The organism is Streptomyces gilvus (assembly GCF_022513565.1).
In the GTDB taxonomy this organism is placed as follows: Bacteria; Actinomycetota; Actinomycetes; order Streptomycetales; family Streptomycetaceae; genus Streptomyces; species Streptomyces gilvus.
In genome coordinates, this window is record NZ_JAKWBE010000004.1 from 15493 (window position 1) to 34554 (window position 19062).

Annotated in this window: 18 protein-coding genes and 1 pseudogene; 15 read left to right on the forward strand and 4 right to left on the reverse strand. The window is 71.4% G+C overall.

All coding sequences use genetic code 11. From position 1 onward, the window contains the following. Positions 1–6 precede the first annotated feature (6 nt). From MKW14_RS08380 to MKW14_RS08435, 12 genes are all read left to right on the forward strand, one after another. A complete protein-coding gene (locus MKW14_RS08380; RefSeq protein ID WP_240860514.1) occupies positions 7–969 on the forward strand; it encodes an SMP-30/gluconolactonase/LRE family protein in 963 nt (320 codons plus the stop codon). 163 nt (positions 970–1132) lie between these two features. Continuing rightward, positions 1133–1594 carry a fluoride efflux transporter CrcB gene (gene crcB / locus MKW14_RS08385; RefSeq protein ID WP_240860522.1) on the forward strand — a complete coding sequence of 154 codons (462 nt, stop codon included), beginning with the start codon at positions 1133–1135 and terminating at the stop codon, positions 1592–1594. Next, positions 1591–1965, forward strand: a complete 375-nt coding sequence (locus MKW14_RS08390) for a DUF190 domain-containing protein (RefSeq protein ID WP_240860523.1) — start codon at positions 1591–1593, stop codon at positions 1963–1965. The genes crcB (MKW14_RS08385) and MKW14_RS08390 overlap by 4 nt, the downstream gene beginning before the upstream one ends. A 2-nt stretch (positions 1966–1967) precedes the next feature. After that, complete coding sequence (gene crcB, locus MKW14_RS08395; protein ID WP_240860525.1) at positions 1968–2345, forward strand: fluoride efflux transporter CrcB; 378 nt, start codon at positions 1968–1970, stop codon at positions 2343–2345. A 69-nt stretch (positions 2346–2414) separates the two neighbouring features. Next, entirely contained in the window at positions 2415–3251 is an 837-nt protein-coding gene (locus MKW14_RS08400) for an undecaprenyl-diphosphate phosphatase (protein WP_240860527.1), read from the forward strand. Between the two features lie 154 nt (positions 3252–3405). Then, the gene (locus tag MKW14_RS08405) at positions 3406–4083 is read left to right on the forward strand and encodes a FadR/GntR family transcriptional regulator (RefSeq protein ID WP_240861287.1); all 678 of its coding nucleotides are present in this window, start codon (positions 3406–3408) and stop codon (positions 4081–4083) included. Next, entirely contained in the window at positions 4080–5531 is a 1452-nt protein-coding gene (locus MKW14_RS08410; RefSeq protein WP_240860535.1) for an amino acid permease, read from the forward strand. Before MKW14_RS08405 ends, MKW14_RS08410 begins: the two co-directional genes overlap by 4 nt. Positions 5532–5562: 31 nt before the next feature. Beyond that, positions 5563–6579 (forward strand): asparaginase, encoded by a 1017-nt coding sequence (locus MKW14_RS08415; RefSeq protein ID WP_240860545.1) that lies wholly within the window; start codon positions 5563–5565, stop codon positions 6577–6579. A 144-nt stretch (positions 6580–6723) separates the two neighbouring features. Continuing rightward, on the forward strand, positions 6724–8136 hold the full coding sequence (aspA, locus tag MKW14_RS08420; RefSeq protein WP_240860547.1) for an aspartate ammonia-lyase: 1413 nt from the start codon (positions 6724–6726) through the stop codon (positions 8134–8136). A 56-nt stretch (positions 8137–8192) separates the two neighbouring features. After that, complete coding sequence (locus MKW14_RS08425) at positions 8193–9122, forward strand: glutaminase (RefSeq protein WP_240860555.1); 930 nt, start codon at positions 8193–8195, stop codon at positions 9120–9122. A 187-nt stretch (positions 9123–9309) separates the two neighbouring features. Continuing rightward, positions 9310–10704, forward strand: a complete 1395-nt coding sequence (mptB, locus tag MKW14_RS08430) for a polyprenol phosphomannose-dependent alpha 1,6 mannosyltransferase MptB (RefSeq protein WP_240860557.1) — start codon at positions 9310–9312, stop codon at positions 10702–10704. Continuing rightward, positions 10701–12047, forward strand: a complete 1347-nt coding sequence (locus MKW14_RS08435; protein WP_240860565.1) for a glycosyltransferase 87 family protein — start codon at positions 10701–10703, stop codon at positions 12045–12047. Before mptB ends, MKW14_RS08435 begins: the two co-directional genes overlap by 4 nt. A gap of 35 nt (positions 12048–12082) precedes the next feature. Here MKW14_RS08435 and MKW14_RS08440 read toward each other — a convergent pair. From MKW14_RS08440 to MKW14_RS08450, 3 genes and pseudogenes are all read right to left on the reverse strand, one after another. Continuing rightward, positions 12083–12961: pseudogene (locus MKW14_RS08440) on the reverse strand (D-alanyl-D-alanine carboxypeptidase family protein); the annotation flags it as partial. Positions 12962–13081: 120 nt separating this feature from the next. Next, the gene (gene rho / locus MKW14_RS08445; RefSeq protein ID WP_240860567.1) at positions 13082–14224 is read right to left on the reverse strand and encodes a transcription termination factor Rho; all 1143 of its coding nucleotides are present in this window, start codon (positions 14222–14224) and stop codon (positions 13082–13084) included. Between the two features lie 275 nt (positions 14225–14499). Further along, a complete protein-coding gene (locus MKW14_RS08450; protein WP_240860569.1) occupies positions 14500–15327 on the reverse strand; it encodes a class I SAM-dependent methyltransferase in 828 nt (275 codons plus the stop codon). A gap of 158 nt (positions 15328–15485) precedes the next feature. Here MKW14_RS08450 and MKW14_RS08455 point away from each other — a divergent pair, with 158 nt between their 5' ends. From MKW14_RS08455 to MKW14_RS08465, 3 genes are read left to right on the forward strand one after another with little or no spacing between them, the layout of a single operon-like run. After that, on the forward strand, positions 15486–16256 hold the full coding sequence (locus MKW14_RS08455) for an SDR family NAD(P)-dependent oxidoreductase (RefSeq protein ID WP_240860571.1): 771 nt from the start codon (positions 15486–15488) through the stop codon (positions 16254–16256). A gap of 6 nt (positions 16257–16262) precedes the next feature. Then, positions 16263–16676, forward strand: a complete 414-nt coding sequence (locus MKW14_RS08460) for a VOC family protein (RefSeq protein WP_240860573.1) — start codon at positions 16263–16265, stop codon at positions 16674–16676. A gap of 11 nt (positions 16677–16687) precedes the next feature. Then, positions 16688–18220: an MFS transporter gene (locus MKW14_RS08465; protein ID WP_240860575.1), complete on the forward strand. Its 1533-nt coding sequence runs from the start codon at positions 16688–16690 to the stop codon at positions 18218–18220. Positions 18221–18284: 64 nt separating this feature from the next. On the opposite strand, the gene MKW14_RS08470 is transcribed toward MKW14_RS08465, so the two are convergent. Then, positions 18285–19040 (reverse strand): NPP1 family protein, encoded by a 756-nt coding sequence (locus tag MKW14_RS08470; RefSeq protein ID WP_240860582.1) that lies wholly within the window; start codon positions 19038–19040, stop codon positions 18285–18287. Between the last annotated feature and the right edge of the window lie 22 nt (positions 19041–19062).

The window sequence follows — 19062 nt, forward strand, 5'->3', positions numbered from 1 at the left end:
CTTTCCATGGAGCGTGCCACCGAACTCGTCCCGCTGCGGTACGTCGCCATCGGCGGCCGGGGCCCCGAGGACGTCGTCGCCGACGCCCGCGGCCGGGTGCTGACCGGAGTGGAGGACGGCCGCATCCTGCGCGTCGACGGTCTCACCGGGCCCGGGCCGGCCCGCGTGGAGGTGCTCGCCGAGACCGGGGGCCGCCCTCTCGGCCTCGAACTCCTCCCCGACGACGTCCTGTTGGTGTGCGACGCCGAGCTGGGGCTGCTGCGGGTCGATCTGCGCGAGGGCATCGTCCGTATCCTCGCCGACTCGGTGGCGGGGGAGCGGCTGCGGTTCTGCAGCAACGTGGTGGCCCTGTCCGACGGCAGCGTCTGCTTCACCGTCTCCAGCCGCCGCTACCCGCTGCAGCAGTGGATCGGCGACATCGTCGAACACACCGGCACCGGCCGCCTGCTGCGCCTGGCGCCCGGCAGCGAGAGCCCCGAAGTGCTGCTGGAGGGGCTGCAGTTCGCCAACGGGCTGGCGCTGAGCGCCGACGAGTCCTTCCTGGTCGTCGCCGAGACCGGCGCCCGCCGCCTCACCCGCTACTGGCTCACCGGTGCGCGGGCCGGACACGGCGAGCCCTTCACCGAGAACCTGCCCGGCATGCCCGACAACATCTGGCGCGCCGCTCCCGACGGACCGATCTGGGTCTCCCTGGCCGGTCCCCGCGTCCCCCCGCTCGACCTGCTGCACCGCGCCGCCCCGGCCGTGCGCGGCGCCGCCGCCCGCGTCGCGGTGCACGCGCCCTACCGGCCCACCGGCGCCGTCGGCGTCCTCGCGGTCGACGACGAGGGCGGGATCGTGCACCATCTCGCCCGCCGCCGCTCCGGCTACCGCTTCGTCACCAGCGTCTGCGAGGCCGGCGGGCACCTCGTCCTGGGCAGCCTGTGGGAGCGGGGCCTGGCGGTGTGCGAGCGACCGGCCCCGAAATGACCTCGGCGCGGCCCGGGCGCTACCCTGTAGCCCGGCCGCGACCCCTCGCGGCGCGGCGGTGGGGCCCGCCGTACCCGAACCGCGGCTGGTGCCGCCAACGGTCCCTACTTGCGAAGGAGCGGCGCCCGCACGCCCGGGCCCCGGCGAGTAGGAGACGTACGACATGACAGCCCCGGAAGCCGAGAGCCTGCGCGCCCGCCCCCGCACCCAGCGACCGGCCGCCTGGCGTGCCCAGGTGCCCGTCGTCGCGGTGGTCGCGCTGGGCGGCGCGATCGGCGCCACCGGCCGGTACGCGCTGTCCCTGTGGTGGCCGACCCGGCCCGGCGGCTTCCCGTGGGCGACCTTCGTGACCAACGTCGTCGGCTGCGCCGTGATCGGTGTGTTCATGGTCGTCATCACCGACGTGTGGGCGGCGCACCGCCTGGTGCGCCCCTTCTTCGGCACCGGCGTGCTCGGCGGCTTCACCACCTTCTCGACCTACGCCGTCGACATCCAGAAACTGGTCGACGCCGGCCATCCCCGCACCGGACTGGCCTATCTCGCCGCGACCCTGCTCGCGGCCCTCACGGCGGTGTGGCTCGCGGTGGCCGCGGCCCGCCGCGTCCTGAAGTGGAGGCAGCCATGACGAGGCTGACCGGCAACGCCCTGCGCGTGACCGTCTTCATCGGCGAGAACGACACCTGGCACCACAAGCCCCTCTACTCCGAGATCGTGCACCGCGCCCACGCGGCCGGCCTCGCCGGAGCCAGCGTCTTCCGCGGCATCGAGGGCTTCGGCGCCTCCTCGCTGATCCACACCTCGCGGCTGCTGTCGATGAGCGAGGACCTGCCGGTCGCGATCGTCGTCGTGGACACCGAGGAGCGGATCCGCGCCTTCCTGCCACAGCTCGACGAACTCGTCGACGAGGGCCTGGTGATCCTCGACGACTGCGAGGTCATCCGGTACGTCGGCCGTGGGGATGATCCCGGCAAAACGGTCACGAAGGGTAAGAAGTAGTTGTGAACTGGCTGTTGGTCGTCGCGGGCGCCATGATCGGCGCCCCGCTGCGGTATCTGACCGACCGGGCGGTCCAGTCGCGGCACGACTCCGTCTTCCCCTGGGGCACCTTCCTGGTGAACGTCTCCGGTTGCCTGATCCTGGGCCTGCTGACGGGCGCGGTGGCCGAGGGGGCCGCCGGCGGCCATCTGCAGCTGCTGCTGGGAACGGGCCTGTGCGGGGCCCTGACGACGTACTCGACCTTCTCGTACGAGACCCTGCGGCTGACCGAGACCGGTGCGGAGCTCTACGCTGCCGCCAACGTCGTCGGCAGCGTGACGGCGGGCCTCGGCGCGGCATTTGCCGGGGTGGCGCTCGCCCGTGCCCTGTGGGGCGGGTGATGTGACCCCACGCGCGCGTAGTAAGACTGTCTACAGCACTGTCGACCAACCTCCTCAGAACTGGATTCCATGAGCGTCATCAACGTCGGTCAGGCCGCCGTCCTCGGAGTCGTGGAAGGGCTGACCGAGTTCCTTCCCGTCTCCTCCACCGGACATCTGAAGATCGCCGAGGGGCTCATGAGCATCCCCGTCGACGATGACGCCGTCGTCGGCTTCTCGGCCGTCATCCAGGTCGGCGCCATCGCGGCTGTGCTCCTGTACTTCTTCAAGGACATCGTGCGGATCTGCGCCGCCTGGGGTCGCGGGCTGGTCCACAAGGAGGAGCGCTACCACCACGACTACAAGTTCGCCTGGTGGGTCATCTACGCGACCATCCCGATCGTGATCGTGGGCCTGGCCGCCAAGCCGCTCATCGAGGGTCCGCTCGCCTCCCTGTGGGTGGTGGCCGCCTCGCTGATCGTCGGCAGCGGTGTGATGTGGGCGGCGGACCAGATGGGCCGGCACAAGCGCGGTGAGGACGACACCACCTTCAAGGACGCGATGCTGGTGGGCGGCTCGCAGATCCTCGCCCTGCTCTTCCCCGGCTTCTCCCGCTCCGGCGCCACCATGTCCACGGCCCTGATCCTGGACCTGGACCGGGTCGCCGCCACCCGGCTCTCCTTCTTCCTCGGCATCCCCGCCCTCACCGGCGCCGGCCTGTACGAACTCAAGGACGCTCTCGGCACGGGCGTGGGCGCGGCTCCTCTCGCCGTCGGCACGGGCGTCTCCTTCGTCGTCGCCTACGCCTCGATCGCCTGGCTGCTGAAGTACGTCGCCAAGCACTCCTTCAACGCCTTCGTGGTCTACCGGATCATCGTCGGCGTGCTGCTGCTCGGACTGCTGGCCACCGGCGGCCTGAGCAGCTGACCGGCGCGGGGCGCGGGGCCGTATTCAGGCCCCGCACCCCGTGAATCTCTCCTTTCACAGCACTTGACATCTCCCGTACGTCACCCGGAGGATCCCTCCCGTGAACCTGTCAGACAGCAAGACAGCCAGTCAGGGTCCGCGGCGCGTCAGCGCCATGGAAGCGGTCCTCGGGCATCTGCGTGCCGCCATCGAGAACGGCGACTACGCGGTGGGGGACAAGCTGCCCTCCGAGGCCGAGCTGTGCCGCACCCTCGAGGTGAGCCGGCCCGTGCTGCGCGAGGCCCTCAGGGCGCTGCAGACGATGGGCCTGACCGTCTCCAAGACCGGCAAGGGCACCTTCGTCGTCGCCGGCACCGTCGAGGACCCCACCTTCGGCGACTACGCGGCCAGCGACCTGCTGGAGGTGCGCCGGCACGTGGAGATCCCGGTGGCGGGCTACGCGGCCCAGCGCCGCACGCCCGAGGACCTGGACCATCTGACGCATCTGCTGGAGCGCATGGAGCGGGAGACCGACACCACCTCCTGGGTCGCCCTCGACACGCTGTTCCACCTCGCCGTCGCCCAGGCCGCCCAGAACCCGGTCTTCCGCCGGGTCATCGAGGAGATCCGCGACGCACTGGCGCGTCAGTCGGCCTTCCTCAACGAACTGGGCGGACGCCGCGAGCAGTCCAACCGCGAGCACCGGGCGATCGTCGAGGCGCTGATGGACGGTTCCGAACTCGACGCGGTGGACGCCATGGCGCACCACCTCGACCGCGTCGAGACGACCCTCACCGACATCGTGCGCCCCACGCGCACGGACCCATCCACGGAAGGCGGACCCGAGGCGTGAGCGAGCACCTCACAGAAGAGACGCGCACAGCGGCCGCACATGTCGACGCCGGAGACGCCGGCTACAGCAAGTCCCTGAAGTCCCGGCACGTCAACATGATCGCCATCGGCGGAGCCATCGGCACCGGTCTCTTCCTCGGCGCGGGCGGCCGCCTCGCCGACGCCGGCCCCTCCCTGTTCATCGCCTACGCGGTCTGCGGAGTCTTCGCCTTCCTCGTCGTACGCGCCCTCGGCGAACTCGTCCTGTACCGGCCCTCCTCCGGCGCCTTCGTCTCCTACGCCCGTGAGTTCCTCGGCGAGAAGGGCGCCTACACCGCGGGCTGGATGTACTTCCTGAACTGGGCGACCACCGGCATCGCCGACATCACCGCCGTGGCCACCTACACGCACTACTGGGGCATGTTCTCCGACATCCCCCAATGGTTGATCGCATTGATCGCCCTCGCCGTCGTGCTGACCGTCAACCTGATCTCGGTCAAGATCTTCGGTGAGCTGGAGTTCTGGTTCGCGATCGTCAAGGTCAGCGCGCTCGTGGTCTTCATGTGCATCGGCATCTTCCTGCTGGTAACCCAGCATCCCGTCGACGGCGCGCACCCCGGCCCGGCCCTGATCACCGACAACGGCGGTGTCTTCCCCAACGGCCTGCTGCCCATGCTGCTGATCATCCAGGGCGTCGTCTTCGCCTACGCCTCCGTCGAGCTGGTCGGCGTCGCGGCCGGTGAGACCGAGAACCCCGAGAAGATCATGCCGAAGGCGATCAACTCGATCATGTGGCGCGTCGGCCTGTTCTACGTCGGCTCGGTCGTCCTGCTGTCGATGCTGCTGCCCTGGAACAAGTACAGCGCCGCCGAGAGCCCCTTCGTGACCGTGCTCTCCCACATCGGCATCCCCGCGGCCGGCGGCGTGATGAACCTCGTCGTCCTCACCGCGGCCATGTCCTCGCTCAACTCCGGCCTGTACTCCACCGGCCGCATCCTGCGCTCCATGGCCATGTCCGGCTCCGCGCCGAAGTTCACCCGCGTGATGAGCCGCAGCCAGGTCCCGTACGGCGGCATCCTGCTCACCAGCGGTGTCTGTGTCCTGGGTGTCGGCCTCAACTTCGTCGTCCCGGCGGACGCCTTCGAGATCGTCCTGAACTTCGCGGCGATCGGCATCCTCTCCACCTGGGGCATGATCATGGTCTGTCACCTGCTCTTCTGGCGGAAGACCCAGAGGGGCGAGCTGACCCGCCCCGGCTACCGGCTGCCGGGCTCCCCCTGGACCGAGCTCGTGACGCTGGCCTTCCTCGCCTCCGTCCTGGTCCTCATGTACGCCGACGGAGGCGCCGGCCGCACCACCGTGCTGTGTCTGCCGCTGATCGTCGGAACGCTGGTCGGCGGATGGTTCGGCATCCGCGGCCGCGTCGGACGCACCTCCACCCGGAACACATCGACCGGAGCGGGCGCGTGACCCACGCGCCGCTCCCTGACAAGAGGCAGTGATGTTCAGCAGTTCCGTCGCGGACGCACCCCAGATCCGTGAGCCCCTCCACGCCCCCGTCGCCCACCTGATCCGCGGCGGGGTCGTCGAGGGCGTCCACTACGGTTCCGTCGTCGTCCTCGACGCCGACGGGAAGGTCGCCCTCCAACTCGGTGACATCGAGGCCGCCTTCTACCCCCGCTCGGCCCTCAAGCCCGTCCAGGCCGTCGCCATGGTCCGGGCCGGGCTGCCGCTCGACGGCGAACTGCTCTCCCTCACGGCGGCCAGCCACTCCGGCGAGGAACGCCACCTCGCCGGGACCCGGCGGATCCTCGAACTCGCCGGGCTCACCGAGGACCATCTGCGCAACGTCCCGGACATGCCGTTCGACCCGGCCGTGCGGGACGCCTGGGTCCGGGAGGGGCGTCAGCCCTCCCGGCTCGTCCAGAACTGCTCCGGCAAGCACGCGGCGATGCTCTACACGTGCGTGCTCAACGACTGGCCGCTCGAGGGGTACCTCGACCCGGCGCATCCGTTGCAGCAGGCGATCGCCGAGATCGTCGAGGACCTCACCGGGCAGCGGATCGCGCGGGTGACGGTCGACGGGTGCGGGGCTCCGCTCTTCTCCGTCTCCCTGCACGGGCTCGCGCGGGCCGCCGCGCGGATCACCACGGCGGCTCCCGGCACGCCGGAGGCGCGCGTCGCCGACGCGATGCGTTCTCATCCCGAGATGGCGTCGGGTGCCGGGCGGGATGTCGCCGCGCTGATGGCCGCCGTGCCGGGGCTGCTCGCCAAGGACGGCTTCGAGGGCGTTCAGGTCGCCGCGCTGCCGGACGGGCGGGCCGTGGCCGTGAAGATCGCGGACGGGGCGAACCGGGCGCGGGTGCCGGTGGCTGCCGCCGCGTTGGCGTGGGGCGGGGTTGATCCCGGGCTGCTCGTTCAGTTCCGTGGGGAGGAGCTTCTTGGTGGCGGCAAGGCGGTCGGGTGCGTGCGGCCCGTTCGTTCGCTGGAGCCGGTTGTCGTGCCGGCTTGCGCCTAAGGCTCTGCCAGGTTTCCAGAATCGCGGCTGCGGGCCGGGTGTGGCTGGTCGCGCCCGCGCGGCGGTAGCCGCACCTTGATACAGCCCCGCGCCCCTGAAAGGGGAGCTTCACCTCCGCACCTCAGAAAGAGGAACCGTACCCTCATGACCACCGTCGTCACCCGTAGCGAACACGATCTGCTCGGCGACCGTGACGTCCCGGCCGATGCCTACTGGGGCGTGCACACCCTGCGCGCCACCGAGAACTTCCCCATCACCGGGACTCCGATCTCCGCCTACCCGCATCTGATCGACGCGCTGGCCGCCGTCAAGGAAGCGGCCGCGCTCGCCAACGAGGAACTCGGGCTGCTCGCGCCGGAGAAGGCCGCCGCCATCGTGGAGGCCTGTCGGGAGATCCGGGACGGGAAGCTGCACGAGCAGTTCGTCGTCGACGTGATCCAGGGGGGTGCGGGGACCTCGACCAACATGAACGCCAACGAGGTCGTCGCCAACCGGGCGTTGGAGTTGCTGGGGCACGAGAGGGGGCAGTACCGGTACCTGCACCCCAACGAGGACGTCAACCTGGGGCAGTCGACCAATGACGTCTACCCGACCGCCGTCAAGATAGCGACGGTGTTCGCGGTACATGGACTGCTCAAGGCGATGGCTGTACTGCAGGACTCGTTGGCCCGCAAGGCCGTCGAGTTCCGCGATGTGCTCAAGATGGGCCGTACACAGTTGCAGGACGCGGTCCCGATGACGCTCGGTCAAGAGTTCTCCGCGTATGCCGTCATGATGGACGAGGACCGCCACCGTCTTGACGAGGCCGTCCAGTTGATCCATGAGATCAACCTCGGGGCCACGGCCATCGGCACCGGGCTCAACGCCCCGGCCGGGTACGCGGAGGCGGCCCGCCGTCACCTCGCGGCGATCACGGGGCTGCCGCTGGTCACGGCCGCCAACCTGGTCGAGGCGACCCAGGACTGCGGGGCGTTCGTCCAGATGTCCGGCGTGCTGAAGCGGATCGCCGTCAAGCTGTCGAAGAGCTGCAACGACCTGCGACTCCTGTCGTCGGGGCCGCGCGCGGGACTCGGGGAGATCAACCTGCCGCCGGTGCAGGCGGGTTCGAGCATCATGCCGGGCAAGGTCAACCCGGTGATCCCCGAGGTCGTCAACCAGGTCGCCTTCGAGGTGATCGGCAACGACGTCACCATCACCATGGCCGCCGAGGCCGGTCAGCTGCAGCTGAACGCCTTCGAGCCGGTCATCCTGCACTCCCTGTCGGAGTCCGTCACGCACCTGCAGAGCGCGTGCCTCACCCTCGCCGAGCGGTGCGTCGACGGCATCACCGCCAACACCGAGGCGCTGCGGGCGACCGTGGAGAACTCCATCGGGCTGGTGACCGCCCTGAACCCGCACATCGGGTACACGGCCGCCACCGACATCGCCAAGGAAGCCCTCGTCACCGGGCGCGGGGTGGCCGAACTCGTCCTGGAGAAGGGCCTGTTGCCGGCCGAGACGCTCGCCGGCCTGCTGCGGCCCGAGGTCGTCGCCGGCAGCGGCTCCCTCTCGGTCTGACCAACTCCCGACCAGCGGCGACGCGCCGGGACCGGCGCGGAGGCACAATAGTGATCATGACAACGACGTCGTCCTTCGCCTTCCAGCCGGTCCTGGAGCGCATCGCCGAGGAGATCGAACGCACTCCGGGCCGCGGCCGGCCCGCCGACTACATCCCGGCGCTCGCCGCCTGCGACCCGCGTCGCTTCGGCATGGCCGTCGCGGAGCTGGACGGGACGGTCTACGGCGTGGGGGACTGGCGCGAGCCGTTCTCCACGCAGTCCATCACCAAGGTCTTCACCCTCGCCCTCGACCTGGCCCGCGAGGGCGACGAACTGTGGGAGCACGTCGGCCGCGAGCCCTCCGGCAACCCCTTCAACTCCCTGGTCCAGCTGGAGTACGAGAACGGCATCCCGCGCAATCCCTTCATCAACGCGGGCGCGCTCGTCGTCACCGACCGCCTGCAGAGCCGTACCGGGGACGCGGCCGGCGAACTGCTCGGGTTCCTGCGCTCCGAGAGCGGCAACCCGACCCTCGACTTCGACAAGGACGTCGCCGCCTCCGAGGCCGCGCACGGCGACCGCAACGCCGCGCTCGCCCACTTCATGGCGTCCTACGGCAACATCGACAACCCGGTGCCGGTCCTGCTCGACCAGTACTTCCGGCAGTGCTCGATCAGGGCCTCGTGTGCCGACCTCGCCCTGGCCACCACCTTCCTGGCCCGCCACGGCGTCCGCGCCGACGGCACCCGGCTGCTCACCCGCAGCCAGGCCAAGCAGGTCAACGCCGTGATGCTGACCTGCGGGACGTACGACGCGGCCGGCGACTTCGCCTACCGCGTCGGCCTGCCCGGCAAGAGCGGTGTCGGCGGCGGCGTCATCGCGGTCGTCCCCGGCCGGTGCACGCTGTGCGTATGGAGCCCCGGCCTCGACGCGCGCGGCAACTCCGTGGCCGGTGTCGCCGCCCTCGACCGCTTCACCACCCTGACCGGCCTGTCGGTGTTCTGACCGCGCGCCCCACGTCCCCGGTCACCCAGGAACCCCGTCAGCAACGGCACCAGCACGGACGCACGCAGCGGGGCGTGATCATCGGTCTCGGGCGCCATCACACGCCGGTCACACACAGGTTCCCGGACCGCACACGGCGCGTCAGGTTCCGGCCACCCGGCGTTGACACGCTGACCGAGTGTTGGCCATGGCATTCCCCGTCGATCTTCGCCGCTGTCAGGTGCTGGGCCTGGCCGGCACCGCCTTCCTCGCGCTGGGCGGTGAGACGGCCGGCGCCCTTCCCGTCCAGGAACTGCTGGCCCCCGCCAACGTCCGCGCGGCGCTGGGGCTGGTCGGTGTCTACTTCGGTGTCGTCATCCTCATAGCGGCCTGGGTGCTGCTCGGCCGGCTGGTGCGCGGCGCCGAGCCGCCCGGCCCGCGCTCACTGCTGCTGGTGCTCGCCACCTGGTCGGCACCGCTGCTGATCGCGCCACCCCTGTTCAGCAGGGACGTCTACAGCTATCTCGCCCAGGGCGCCATGGTCGACGCCCACATCGACGTGTACGCCAACGGACCCGCCCAGCTCGGCGGCCCGCTGGCCGACCAGGTCGCGCCGCTGTGGCAGCACACCGGAGCGCCGTACGGCCCGGTGTTCCTCGCCGTCGCCTCCCACCTGTCCGACCTGACCCGGGGCCAGTTGCCCGCCGGTCTCGTCGGGATGCGGCTGGTGGCGCTGCTCGGGGTGGCGCTCATGGCCGCGGCGCTGCCCCGGCTCGCGCGGCACAGCGGAGCCGACCCGGCCGCCGCGCTCTGGCTCGGCGCCCTCAACCCGCTGGTCCTGCTCCATCTGGTCGCCGGCGCCCACAACGACGCGATCATGCTCGGACTGCTCGGCGTGGGCCTGGTGGCGGCGCTGGGACGGTGGCCGATCCTGGGAGCCGTACTCGTGACGCTCGCCGCGCTGGTCAAGGCGCCCGCGGCACTCGGTCTGGCCGCGGTGGTGGTCCTTCAGGTGCGCGCGGGGCGACGACCCGCGAAGGCCGTGCTGACGACCGGTGTCGCCGCCGCGGCCACCACGGTCGCGGCCACGGCCGTCGCCGGCACGGGGTACGGCTGGATAGGCGCCCTGGACACCCCCGTCTCCGCGCACAACTGGGCGCTGACCAGCCTCCTCGGCCGCGCCACCGGCGCCCTGCTGGAACACCTCGGCAGCGACCTCGCGCCGCTCGCCCTGCCCGCCTGGCACGTCCTCGGTCTCGCCGTCACCGTGCTGGCGACAGCGGCCATATGGTGGCGGCTGCGGCCCCGCCCGCTCTACGCGCTGGGCCTGAGCCTCGCCACGGTCGCCGCCTTCGGCCCGGCCATCCGACCCTGGTACGCCCTGTGGGGCCTGTTCCTGATAGCCGCCGCCGCGCCCACCACCTCGGTACGGCACCGGGTGGCGGCCGTCACGGGCGTACTGGCGCTCGCCACGCTGCCCAGCGGCGGCCCCGTGGACACCGGGCAACTGGTGCTGGCGGTCTCCGGGGGCGCGCTGGCCGTGGTGGTCCTCTGGCAGGCCCATCAGGCGGCCCAGGCACCCGTGCTGGGACACGCCGCATGACCCCGCCCCGCACCGACCGCGGCCGGCTGCTGCTGGTGCTCGCCGTAGCCGCCTCCGTCACGGCCTTCACCGCGACCGTGCCCCTGCTGCGCGACTGGTTCGACCTGCGGGTCTACTACGGCGCCGTCAACACCTGGATCCACCACGGCGGTCGGCTCTACGACTACCAGGTCCCCGGGACCACGTACGGCTTCACCTATCCGCCGTTCGCCGCCGTCGCCATGCTGCCCATGTCCCTCATCGGCCCGCACACGGCGATCGCCCTCGCCCTGCTGCTCAATCTGGCGGCCCTCGCGCTCATCGTGCACCTGCTGACCGAGGGGGCGTGGCGGCGCCACGGCTGGTACGGCTGCGCCCTGGGCGCCTGTGTTCTCGCGCTGTTCGAGCCCCTGCGCGACACCTTCAGCTTCGGGCAGGTCAATCTGCTGCTGCTGGCCCTCGTCCTCGTCGACGCCTGGCTGCTGCGCACCGGCCGGGACCGCTGCGCGGGCGTCGGGATCGGGCTGGCGGCCGCGATCAAACTGACCCCGGCCGTCTTCATCGGCCTGCTCCTGCTGGCCCGCCGCTGGCGCGCCGCCGCCCTCGCCACCGCCGTGACCTGCGCGGCGACCGGCCTCGCCGCCCTGGTGGCGCCGGACGCCTCGCGCTTCTACTGGACCGACGCCCTGTGGGACACCAACCGGGTGGGCCGTCTCGACTACGTCTCCAACCAGTCCCTGCAAGGCATCCTCGCCCGCCTCGGGGTGACCGACCGCCCCGTCTGGGCGGCGGCGGTGCTGCTGGTCCTCGGCGTCTGGGCGCTGCGCACCCGCCGCGCCCTCGCCGACGGCGACTGGGCGGCCGCGTTCGCCCTCACCGGCCTGACCGCCTGTCTGGTCAGCCCGATCACGTGGGTGCACCACCTGGTGTGGCTGCTGCCGTCCTTCGCCGTCCTGGTCCGCGCCGGGCACCCGCGGATCGCGGGCGCCCTTTACGCCGTGCTGTGCACCAGCGTGGTGTGGCTGTGGTTCCACGACGCGTCCGGCCTCGACGGTTTCCTCGGCAGCAACACCTACGCCTGGATCACCCTCGGCCTGCTGTTGTGGCTGCCGGTCGGTCAACTCGCGTCCACGGGAACCCCTTTGACGCGCAGCACCAACGCCACCGCTCCCGCGCCGAGCGCCGCAGCACCGGAGATGGCCCCCGTCTCGGCCCACCCCCGCCCGCGTTCCACGGGAGAGGCCGCGGGAACCGGGACGGGCCCGGGACGCGGCTTGACCCGCAGCCCGTCCAGCGACCCGACCGGCGCCACCCGCCCGGCCGCCCCGAACCCCCAGTCGAGCAGCTCCCGCGCCTCCTCGTAGACGGTGAACCCACCGCCCTTCTGCGGGTTCATCACCGTCACGACCAGCGCGCGCCCGCCCCGGCGGGCCGCGGCGACCAGGGTGTTGCCGGCATGCGTCGTGTATCCGTTCTTGATGCCGATCAGCCCGGGATAGCGCGCCACGCCGTCCGCGCCGCTCAGCAGCCGATTGGTGTTCCGGATCCCGTACGACGATCCGTCCCCGGCGGGGAAGAGCGCCTCGGCCGTGCCGCAGTACCGCGCGAAGTCCGCGTTGCGCAGCCCGGCCCGCCCGAACACCGCCAGGTCGTACGCCGACGACACCTGCCCCGGTGTGTCGTAGCCGTCCGGCGAGCGCACCTGGGTGTCCAGGGCGCCCAGGGCGCGTGCCTTGGCCTGCATCCGCTGGGCGGTCACCTGCCAGCCGCCGTTGAGCGCGGCCAGGACGTGCACGGCGTCGTTGCCGGAGTTCAGGAAGACGCCGCGCCACAGGTCGGCGACCTCGTAGGTGCGTCCCGGGGCGACACCGACCATGCTGCTGCCCGGCCCGATGCCCGCCAGGTCCTCCTCGCTCACCGTGTGCCGGACGCCGGCGGGCAGGGTCGGCAGCACGGTGAGGGCGAACAGGGTCTTCAGTGTGCTGGCGGGCGGCAGTCCGCGGTGCGCGTCGTGGGCGGCCAGCACCTCACCGGTGCCCGCGTCGGCCACCAGCCATGACAGCGCGGAGACGTCCGGGAGGCGGGGTACCCCGCGCGGGGCCCGGACCTGTGTGCCGGCCCGGTAGAGGAGCGAGGGCTGTGGCATCGCCGCCCGGGTTGCGCCGTTCGGCGTGGGCTGCGCGCCGGCGGCCACCGCGACGGGGCCGAACGCCAGGACACTCGCCGCGCAGAGCGCGCAGGCCGTGACGCCGGCCCGGGAAGAGAATCCGATGGTCATACTTATCAACGTAGGAATCGATCGTCCGGACGCGCCGATGACCGGGCCGGACGGGCTGCTTCAGCACCCGGATGCCGCAGCGGGTGTCCGTCTGCGGCTCGGCCTCGCGGCCGTCACGGATCACTCCGCGGGCAGCGTCGGCTGGACGCGGCGCAGGAAGGTGGCGTTGTCGGGGGTGGCCCGCAGGTGCTCCAGGAGGGTTTCCAGACCGCCCTGGGCGTCGCGGGTCTGCAAGGCGCGCCGCAGACCGCGGACGGTGGTCAACTCGGCCGGCGAGAGCAGGAGTTCCTCACGGCGGGTGCCCGAGGGGGTGATGTCGACGGCCGGGAAGACGCGGCGCGAGGCGAGTTCGCGGCTGAGGCGGACCTCCATGTTGCCGGTGCTCTTGAGCTCCTCGAAGAAGTAGTCGTCGGCCCGCGACCCGGTCTCCACCAGGGCGGTGGCCAGGATCGTGAGCGAGCCGCCCTCCTCGGCCAGCCGCGCGGCGCCGAAGAACCGCTTCGGCCCGAGCAGCGCGCCCGCGTCGACACCGCCGCTGAGGGTACGGCCGCCGGAGGAGGCCGCGTTGTTGTGCGCCCGGCACAGCCGGGTCAGGGAGTCGAGCAGGATGACGACGTCCTCGCCCGCCTCCACCAGCCGCTTGGCCCGCTCGATGACGAGTTCGGCGAGGGCGATGTGTTGCTTGGCCGCCCGGTCGAAGGTGGAGGCGTACACCTCGCCGTGCACCGAGCGGCGCATCTCGGTGACCTCCTCGGGGCGTTCGTCGAGCAGGACCACCATCAGGCGGCACTCGGGGTGGTTGCCGGCGACGGCGGCCGCGATCTGCTGGAGCAGCACGGTCTTGCCGGTCTTGGGCGGTGCCACGATCAGCCCGCGCTGGCCCTTGCCGACGGGCGTGAGCAGGTCGGTGATCCGGCCCGTGAGCCCGGACGCCGGGTGTTCCAGGCGCAGGCGCCGGTTGGGGTGGAGCGGGGTGAGGTCACGGAAGTGACGGCGGCCGCGCAGGTCGTCGGGCGTGCGCCCGTCGACCCGTACGACCTCGGTCAGGGCGCGCCGGCCGTCCCGTACGCCTTCGACGAGGTCGCCCTTGCGCAGGCCGTGACGGCGGATCAGCGCGGGGGAGACGGGCAGGTCGGAGGGCGAGGCGAGCAGCGTCTCGGCGCGCAGGTGCCCCTTGCCGCCCGCGTCGATGTCGAGGACACCGGTGACGATCTGGGCCTGGGGCTCCTGCCGGACCGGGGGGTGTTCGAGAGTGGTGGTCATGGTGGGGGTCCTTTCGAGGACGGATGGCATGAGACATGCGGAAGGAAGGGGTGGAAGCCGCGACGGGAAGGCGGACAGCGCCTTCGGCGGCGGGAACAGCGCCTCGGGTACGGCACGGCCGTACCGGTCACGAGGTGGTGCTGGAGAGCCGGTGCGCCGGCCGGGAGACGGCGGGCGGAGCGGCGAACTGAGAGGGAACCCGCACCGGCGCCCACGACAGGGGCGAACTCAGGTGCTGGCAGGAAAGTACCACAGGGGGTGCGGCCGTAAACCGGTCAGCGGGCGGCGAGCAGACCGTACAGGAGCGGAATCCGCGGCTCCGGCAGGCGCCACCAGCCGGACGCCGTACGGACCATCTGCGGCCAGCGGGGCCAGGGAAGCTCCTCGCTCTCCCTGAGGCGCCGGATGGTCAGTCCTGCCCCGGTCAACGCGTTCATGACCTCGCCTATTCCGTGCATCCACTCGTAACTGTCCGTGGCCTCCTCGACCGCCGGGCCGTCGGTGTAGGTGTGCGTCGCGTCCCGGTGCACGGCGCCCCCGCCGCCCAGGTAGTCGTGGCGCAGCAGCAGCTCGGGACCCTCGCCGGGGGCGGGCTTGGGGCCCAGCGCGTTGAGCAGGGGGTGGAACTCCACGACGTACAAGTGGCCGCCGGGGCGCAGGAGTCGGGCGACGACCCCGGCCCACCGCTCCAGGTCCGGGAGGTAGCACAGGGCGCCCTTGCCGGTGTACACGATGTCGAACTGCCGTCCGTCCAGGGCCTGTTCGGCGTCGTACACATTGGCCTGCACGTAGTCCACGGCCACGCTCGCCCGCGCCGCGACGCCCCGTGCGGCGGCCACCGACGCCGCCGAGAAGTCGAGGCCGACGGCGCGGGCGCCGCGCTGGGCGAAGGCGAGCGTCTCGGTGCCGAGGTGGCACTGGAGGTGCAGTACGTCGCGGCCGGACAGTTCGCCGAGATCGTCCCACTCGAAGGGGGCGAACCAGCGCGCCGGGTCGAGGTCCTGGTCGAGGCCGTAGAACCGGCTGGCGAGGTGGACGGGGGTGCGGGCGTCCCAGTTGGCCTGGTTGGCCCGCATGAACCGCGCGTGCTCGTCGGTGGTCATGCCGACATCCAACCGCAGCCGGGTCCCGGACGGCGGCCGACGCCCGCATACCAGCCATACGAACGCCCGATTGACCGGTTTCTTGTTCCGGTCAGTACCCCTCCCTACGCTGCCACCACCGCACTTCGGCGGGCACGGGACAAGGGACTTGGGAAATCATGGGGCGACTCGCCGGGAAAATCGCTTTCATCAGTGGAACGGGAGCCGGAATAGGCAGGGCGGCGGCTCTGGTATTCGCCGCTGAAGGCGCCAGTGTATTCGGCTGTGACATCGACGAGGACAGCGACGGGGAAACCGTGGAACTCGTCGAGAAGGCCGGCGGGGTCATGCGGTCCCTCGCGCCCGTGGACCTGTCCACCAAGGACGGCGCGAGGGAGTGGATCGACGCCGGGATCGAGGCCTTCGGCGCGATCGACATCCTCTACAACAACGCGTCCGCCCTGCGCAACGGCCCGTTCGAGACGATGCCGGCCGACGACTGGTACTTCACCATCAGGAACGAGCTGGACATCCCCTACTTCTGCACCCAGGCCGCCTGGCCGCACCTCGTCGCGCGCGGCGGCGGGGCGGTCCTCAACGTCGCCTCCGTGGCCGCCGTACGCGGCGCGCCGTTCCTGCCGATGGTGCCGCACGGGGCCGCCAAGGGCGGGGTGCTGGCAATGAGCAGGCACCTGTGCGCGGCCGGCGCCGCGCACCGCATCCGCGTCAACACCATCGCCCCCGGCATGACGCGCACCTCCGCCACCGCCCCCTTCCTCGACGACCCGAACGGGCCGAAGGCCCACTTGGAGGCGCGCATCCCGGTCGGGCGGGTCGGCGAACCGGAGGACATCGCGCGCGCCGCGGCCTTCCTCTGCTCCGACGAGGCCGCGTTCGTCAACGGCGCCAACCTCATGGTCGACGGCGGCGACAGCGCGATGGCGGGCTGAGCGGCCGTGCACGCCCGACTCGACCACGTCGGCGTCAACGTGCGCGACCTGGCCGCCCAGACCGCCTGGTACCGGAACGCCTTCGCACTGGAGGTCGTCTTCGAGTTCCATCTGGACGGCCCCGGCCTGAGCGGCGTCGTCCTGGCCCATCCGCACGGCTGGCGCATCGAACTGCTGGCCCGAGAGGGATCCGCGCCCGGCCTGCGGGCGCCGGACCCGATGACCGCCGCCCTCACCCAGGGGTACGGGCACTTCGCGGTCACCACCCCCGAACTCGACCCCGTCTACGCGGCCCTGGTGGCCGGCGGGGCGGGCGAGGTCATGAAACCCGGGCCCTCTCCCGAGCCCGGAATCCGCATGGCCTGGGTCAGCGACCCCGAGGGAAATCTCATCGAACTCATAGAGAAGAACGCAGAGTGAGGGCACGCGCGATGACCGAATCGATTTCGTTGAAAAAGCTCGACACGGGGACGCTGATAGCGTGCTGTCTCGCCGTGGCCGCGGCGCAGCTGTGCATCACCGTGCCCTCGCCGATCAACGGCAATATTCAGTCCGCATTCGGCGCCTCCGGCTCCCAGGTGGCCTGGGTGACGTCCGCCTTCATTCTCCCCACCGCCATTCTCGAGCTGAATTTCGGTGTGGTGGGCGATCTGTTCGGCCGTAAGCGGCTGCTGGTGCTCGGCGGGTTCGTCCTCGCTCTCGGTGAACTCCTCAACGCCACCTCCCAGAACATCACCATGCTCTGGATCGGCCAGGCCCTCGCCGGTGTGGGTGCCGCCGCGCTCTTCCCGAGCTCCCTCGCCGTGATCGCCGCCGCCACCCCGGGCGAGAAGGACCGCGCGAAGGCCGTCTCGACCTGGGCGCTGAGCATCTCCCTCGCCTCGGCGATCGGCCCGCTGTCCTCCGGTGTCCTGGCGACGGTCGCCGACTTCCGCTGGGCGTTCGTGCCGCCGGTCGTGCTCGGCCTGGCCGTCGGTGTCACCTGCTGGGTGCTGGTCACCGACTCCAGGGCGCCCGAGGGCCGCAGCCTGGACTGGCCGGGGCAGGTCTCCATCGCCATTGGCCTGACCGCACTGCTGTGGGGCATCATCGAGGGCGGCGACCGGGGCTGGGGGAGCGCGGCCATCGTCGGCTCCCTGTCGCTGGCCGCCGTCGCGCTCGTCGGCTTCGTCCTGGCGGAGAAGCGGTCCGCCTCCCCGATGTTCAACCTGGACCTGCTGCGGATCCCGTCCTTCGCCGCCGCGGCCGTCGTCGCCCTGGCGGGCATGTTCGGGTTCATCGGCACCGCCTACTGCGTCTCCATCCGGCTCGGCGCCGTGATGCACCTGAGTGCACTGCGGGCGGGCATGCCGTTCGTGATCCTCCAGTTGATCCCGCTGCTGCTCGCCCCCGTGCTGAGCAGGATGCTCACCCGCGTGGAGCCGCGCTGGCTGCTGATGGGCGGTCTGCTGCCGATGGCCGCGGGCCAGTTCTGGATCGCAGCCCTGCCCGTCACCACCACCTCCCTCGCCGCCTTCATCGGCCCGGTGCTGCTGCTGGGCGTCGGCTTCATCTGCGTGGTCTCCTCGCTCACCTCCGCCGCCGTCAACGCCGTGCCGATCACCATGACCGGCATGGCCAGCGGCGCCACCAGCCTGGTGCGCGAGTTCGGCCAGGCGCTCGGCCCCGCGGTGATCAGCACGGTCGCGATGAGTGCCGCGTCCTCGGTGCTGGTGGGCAAGCTCAGTGGCGCGGACGCCGGTATGGAGGCGGCCGCGGGTCCGCTGGCCGTCGTCAACGCAGGCAGCGACAGCGCCCGGGCCGCCGCGCAGAGCGCCCTCGGGCACGGCATGGCGGTCGGCGTGGTGATCTGCGGCTGCGCCTCCCTGCTGGGCGCACTGGTCACCCTGCTGCTGGTCCGCAAGAACACCGCCCGCTCGGCGGTGGGCGCGGCCGAACCGACGGCGCAGCCGGCGTCGGCGTAGGAAACGGAAGAGCGAGAGGCCGGGGCTCGGTGCCCCGGCCTCTTCGTGTGCGTGCGCGGACCGGTCAGGCGTTGGGGTCGAAGGGGATACCGGCGGGCATGGAGTGGGCCAGGGCGTACTGGAAGTCGCCGTCCTTGATCTTGATCGTGGCGGCGCCGAAGTCCGCGCTCAGCAGCTTGTCGCGCAAGCCTGCCGGATAGCCGTTCCAGCCGACCAGACGGGGGTAGAACCAGCCGCCGGTGGCGTTCTCCGGCGGTTCGTCGCCTGCGTTGGCGAAGCGGAAGCAGTGCGTGGAGACGCCGTCCTTGTGGTAGACGACCTTCGGGTGGGTGCCGTCGAAGCGCACCGCCGAGCGGGCCGCGATCTGGTAGCCGCTGTGCTGCGACACCGACAGGTACTGGACCTGGTTGTCGCTGATCCACACCACGACGTGCTCCCAGTCGTGCCGGTGGCCGATGGCCGCGGGACCGAGGGTGGCCTGGTCCTTCTCGAAGTAGCTGGCGTACACCACCGCGCACCAGCCGTGGTCGCACTTCTCGCGTGAGTAGGTGTTGGCGTTGGCCAGTTGGGCGTAGTCGTGGCAGTGGCCGTTGACGTCACCGCCGAGTTTCAGGCCGGGGTTGACGGTGCCGTCGGCGCCGATGGCGGCGGTGGCGTAGCAGCCGTCCTTGTCGTAGTCGTAGGCCGGGGAGAAGCTCTGTTCGAGGCCGTCGGCGTTCTGCGGCAGCAGCTGCAGGACGTCGGCCCGGGCGCCGGCCGGGATCGCGAGGAGGAGTGTCAGGGCGCCGAGGGCGCTGAGGAGGACCTTGGTGGGGGACACAGGTCCAGACCATGACAGTATG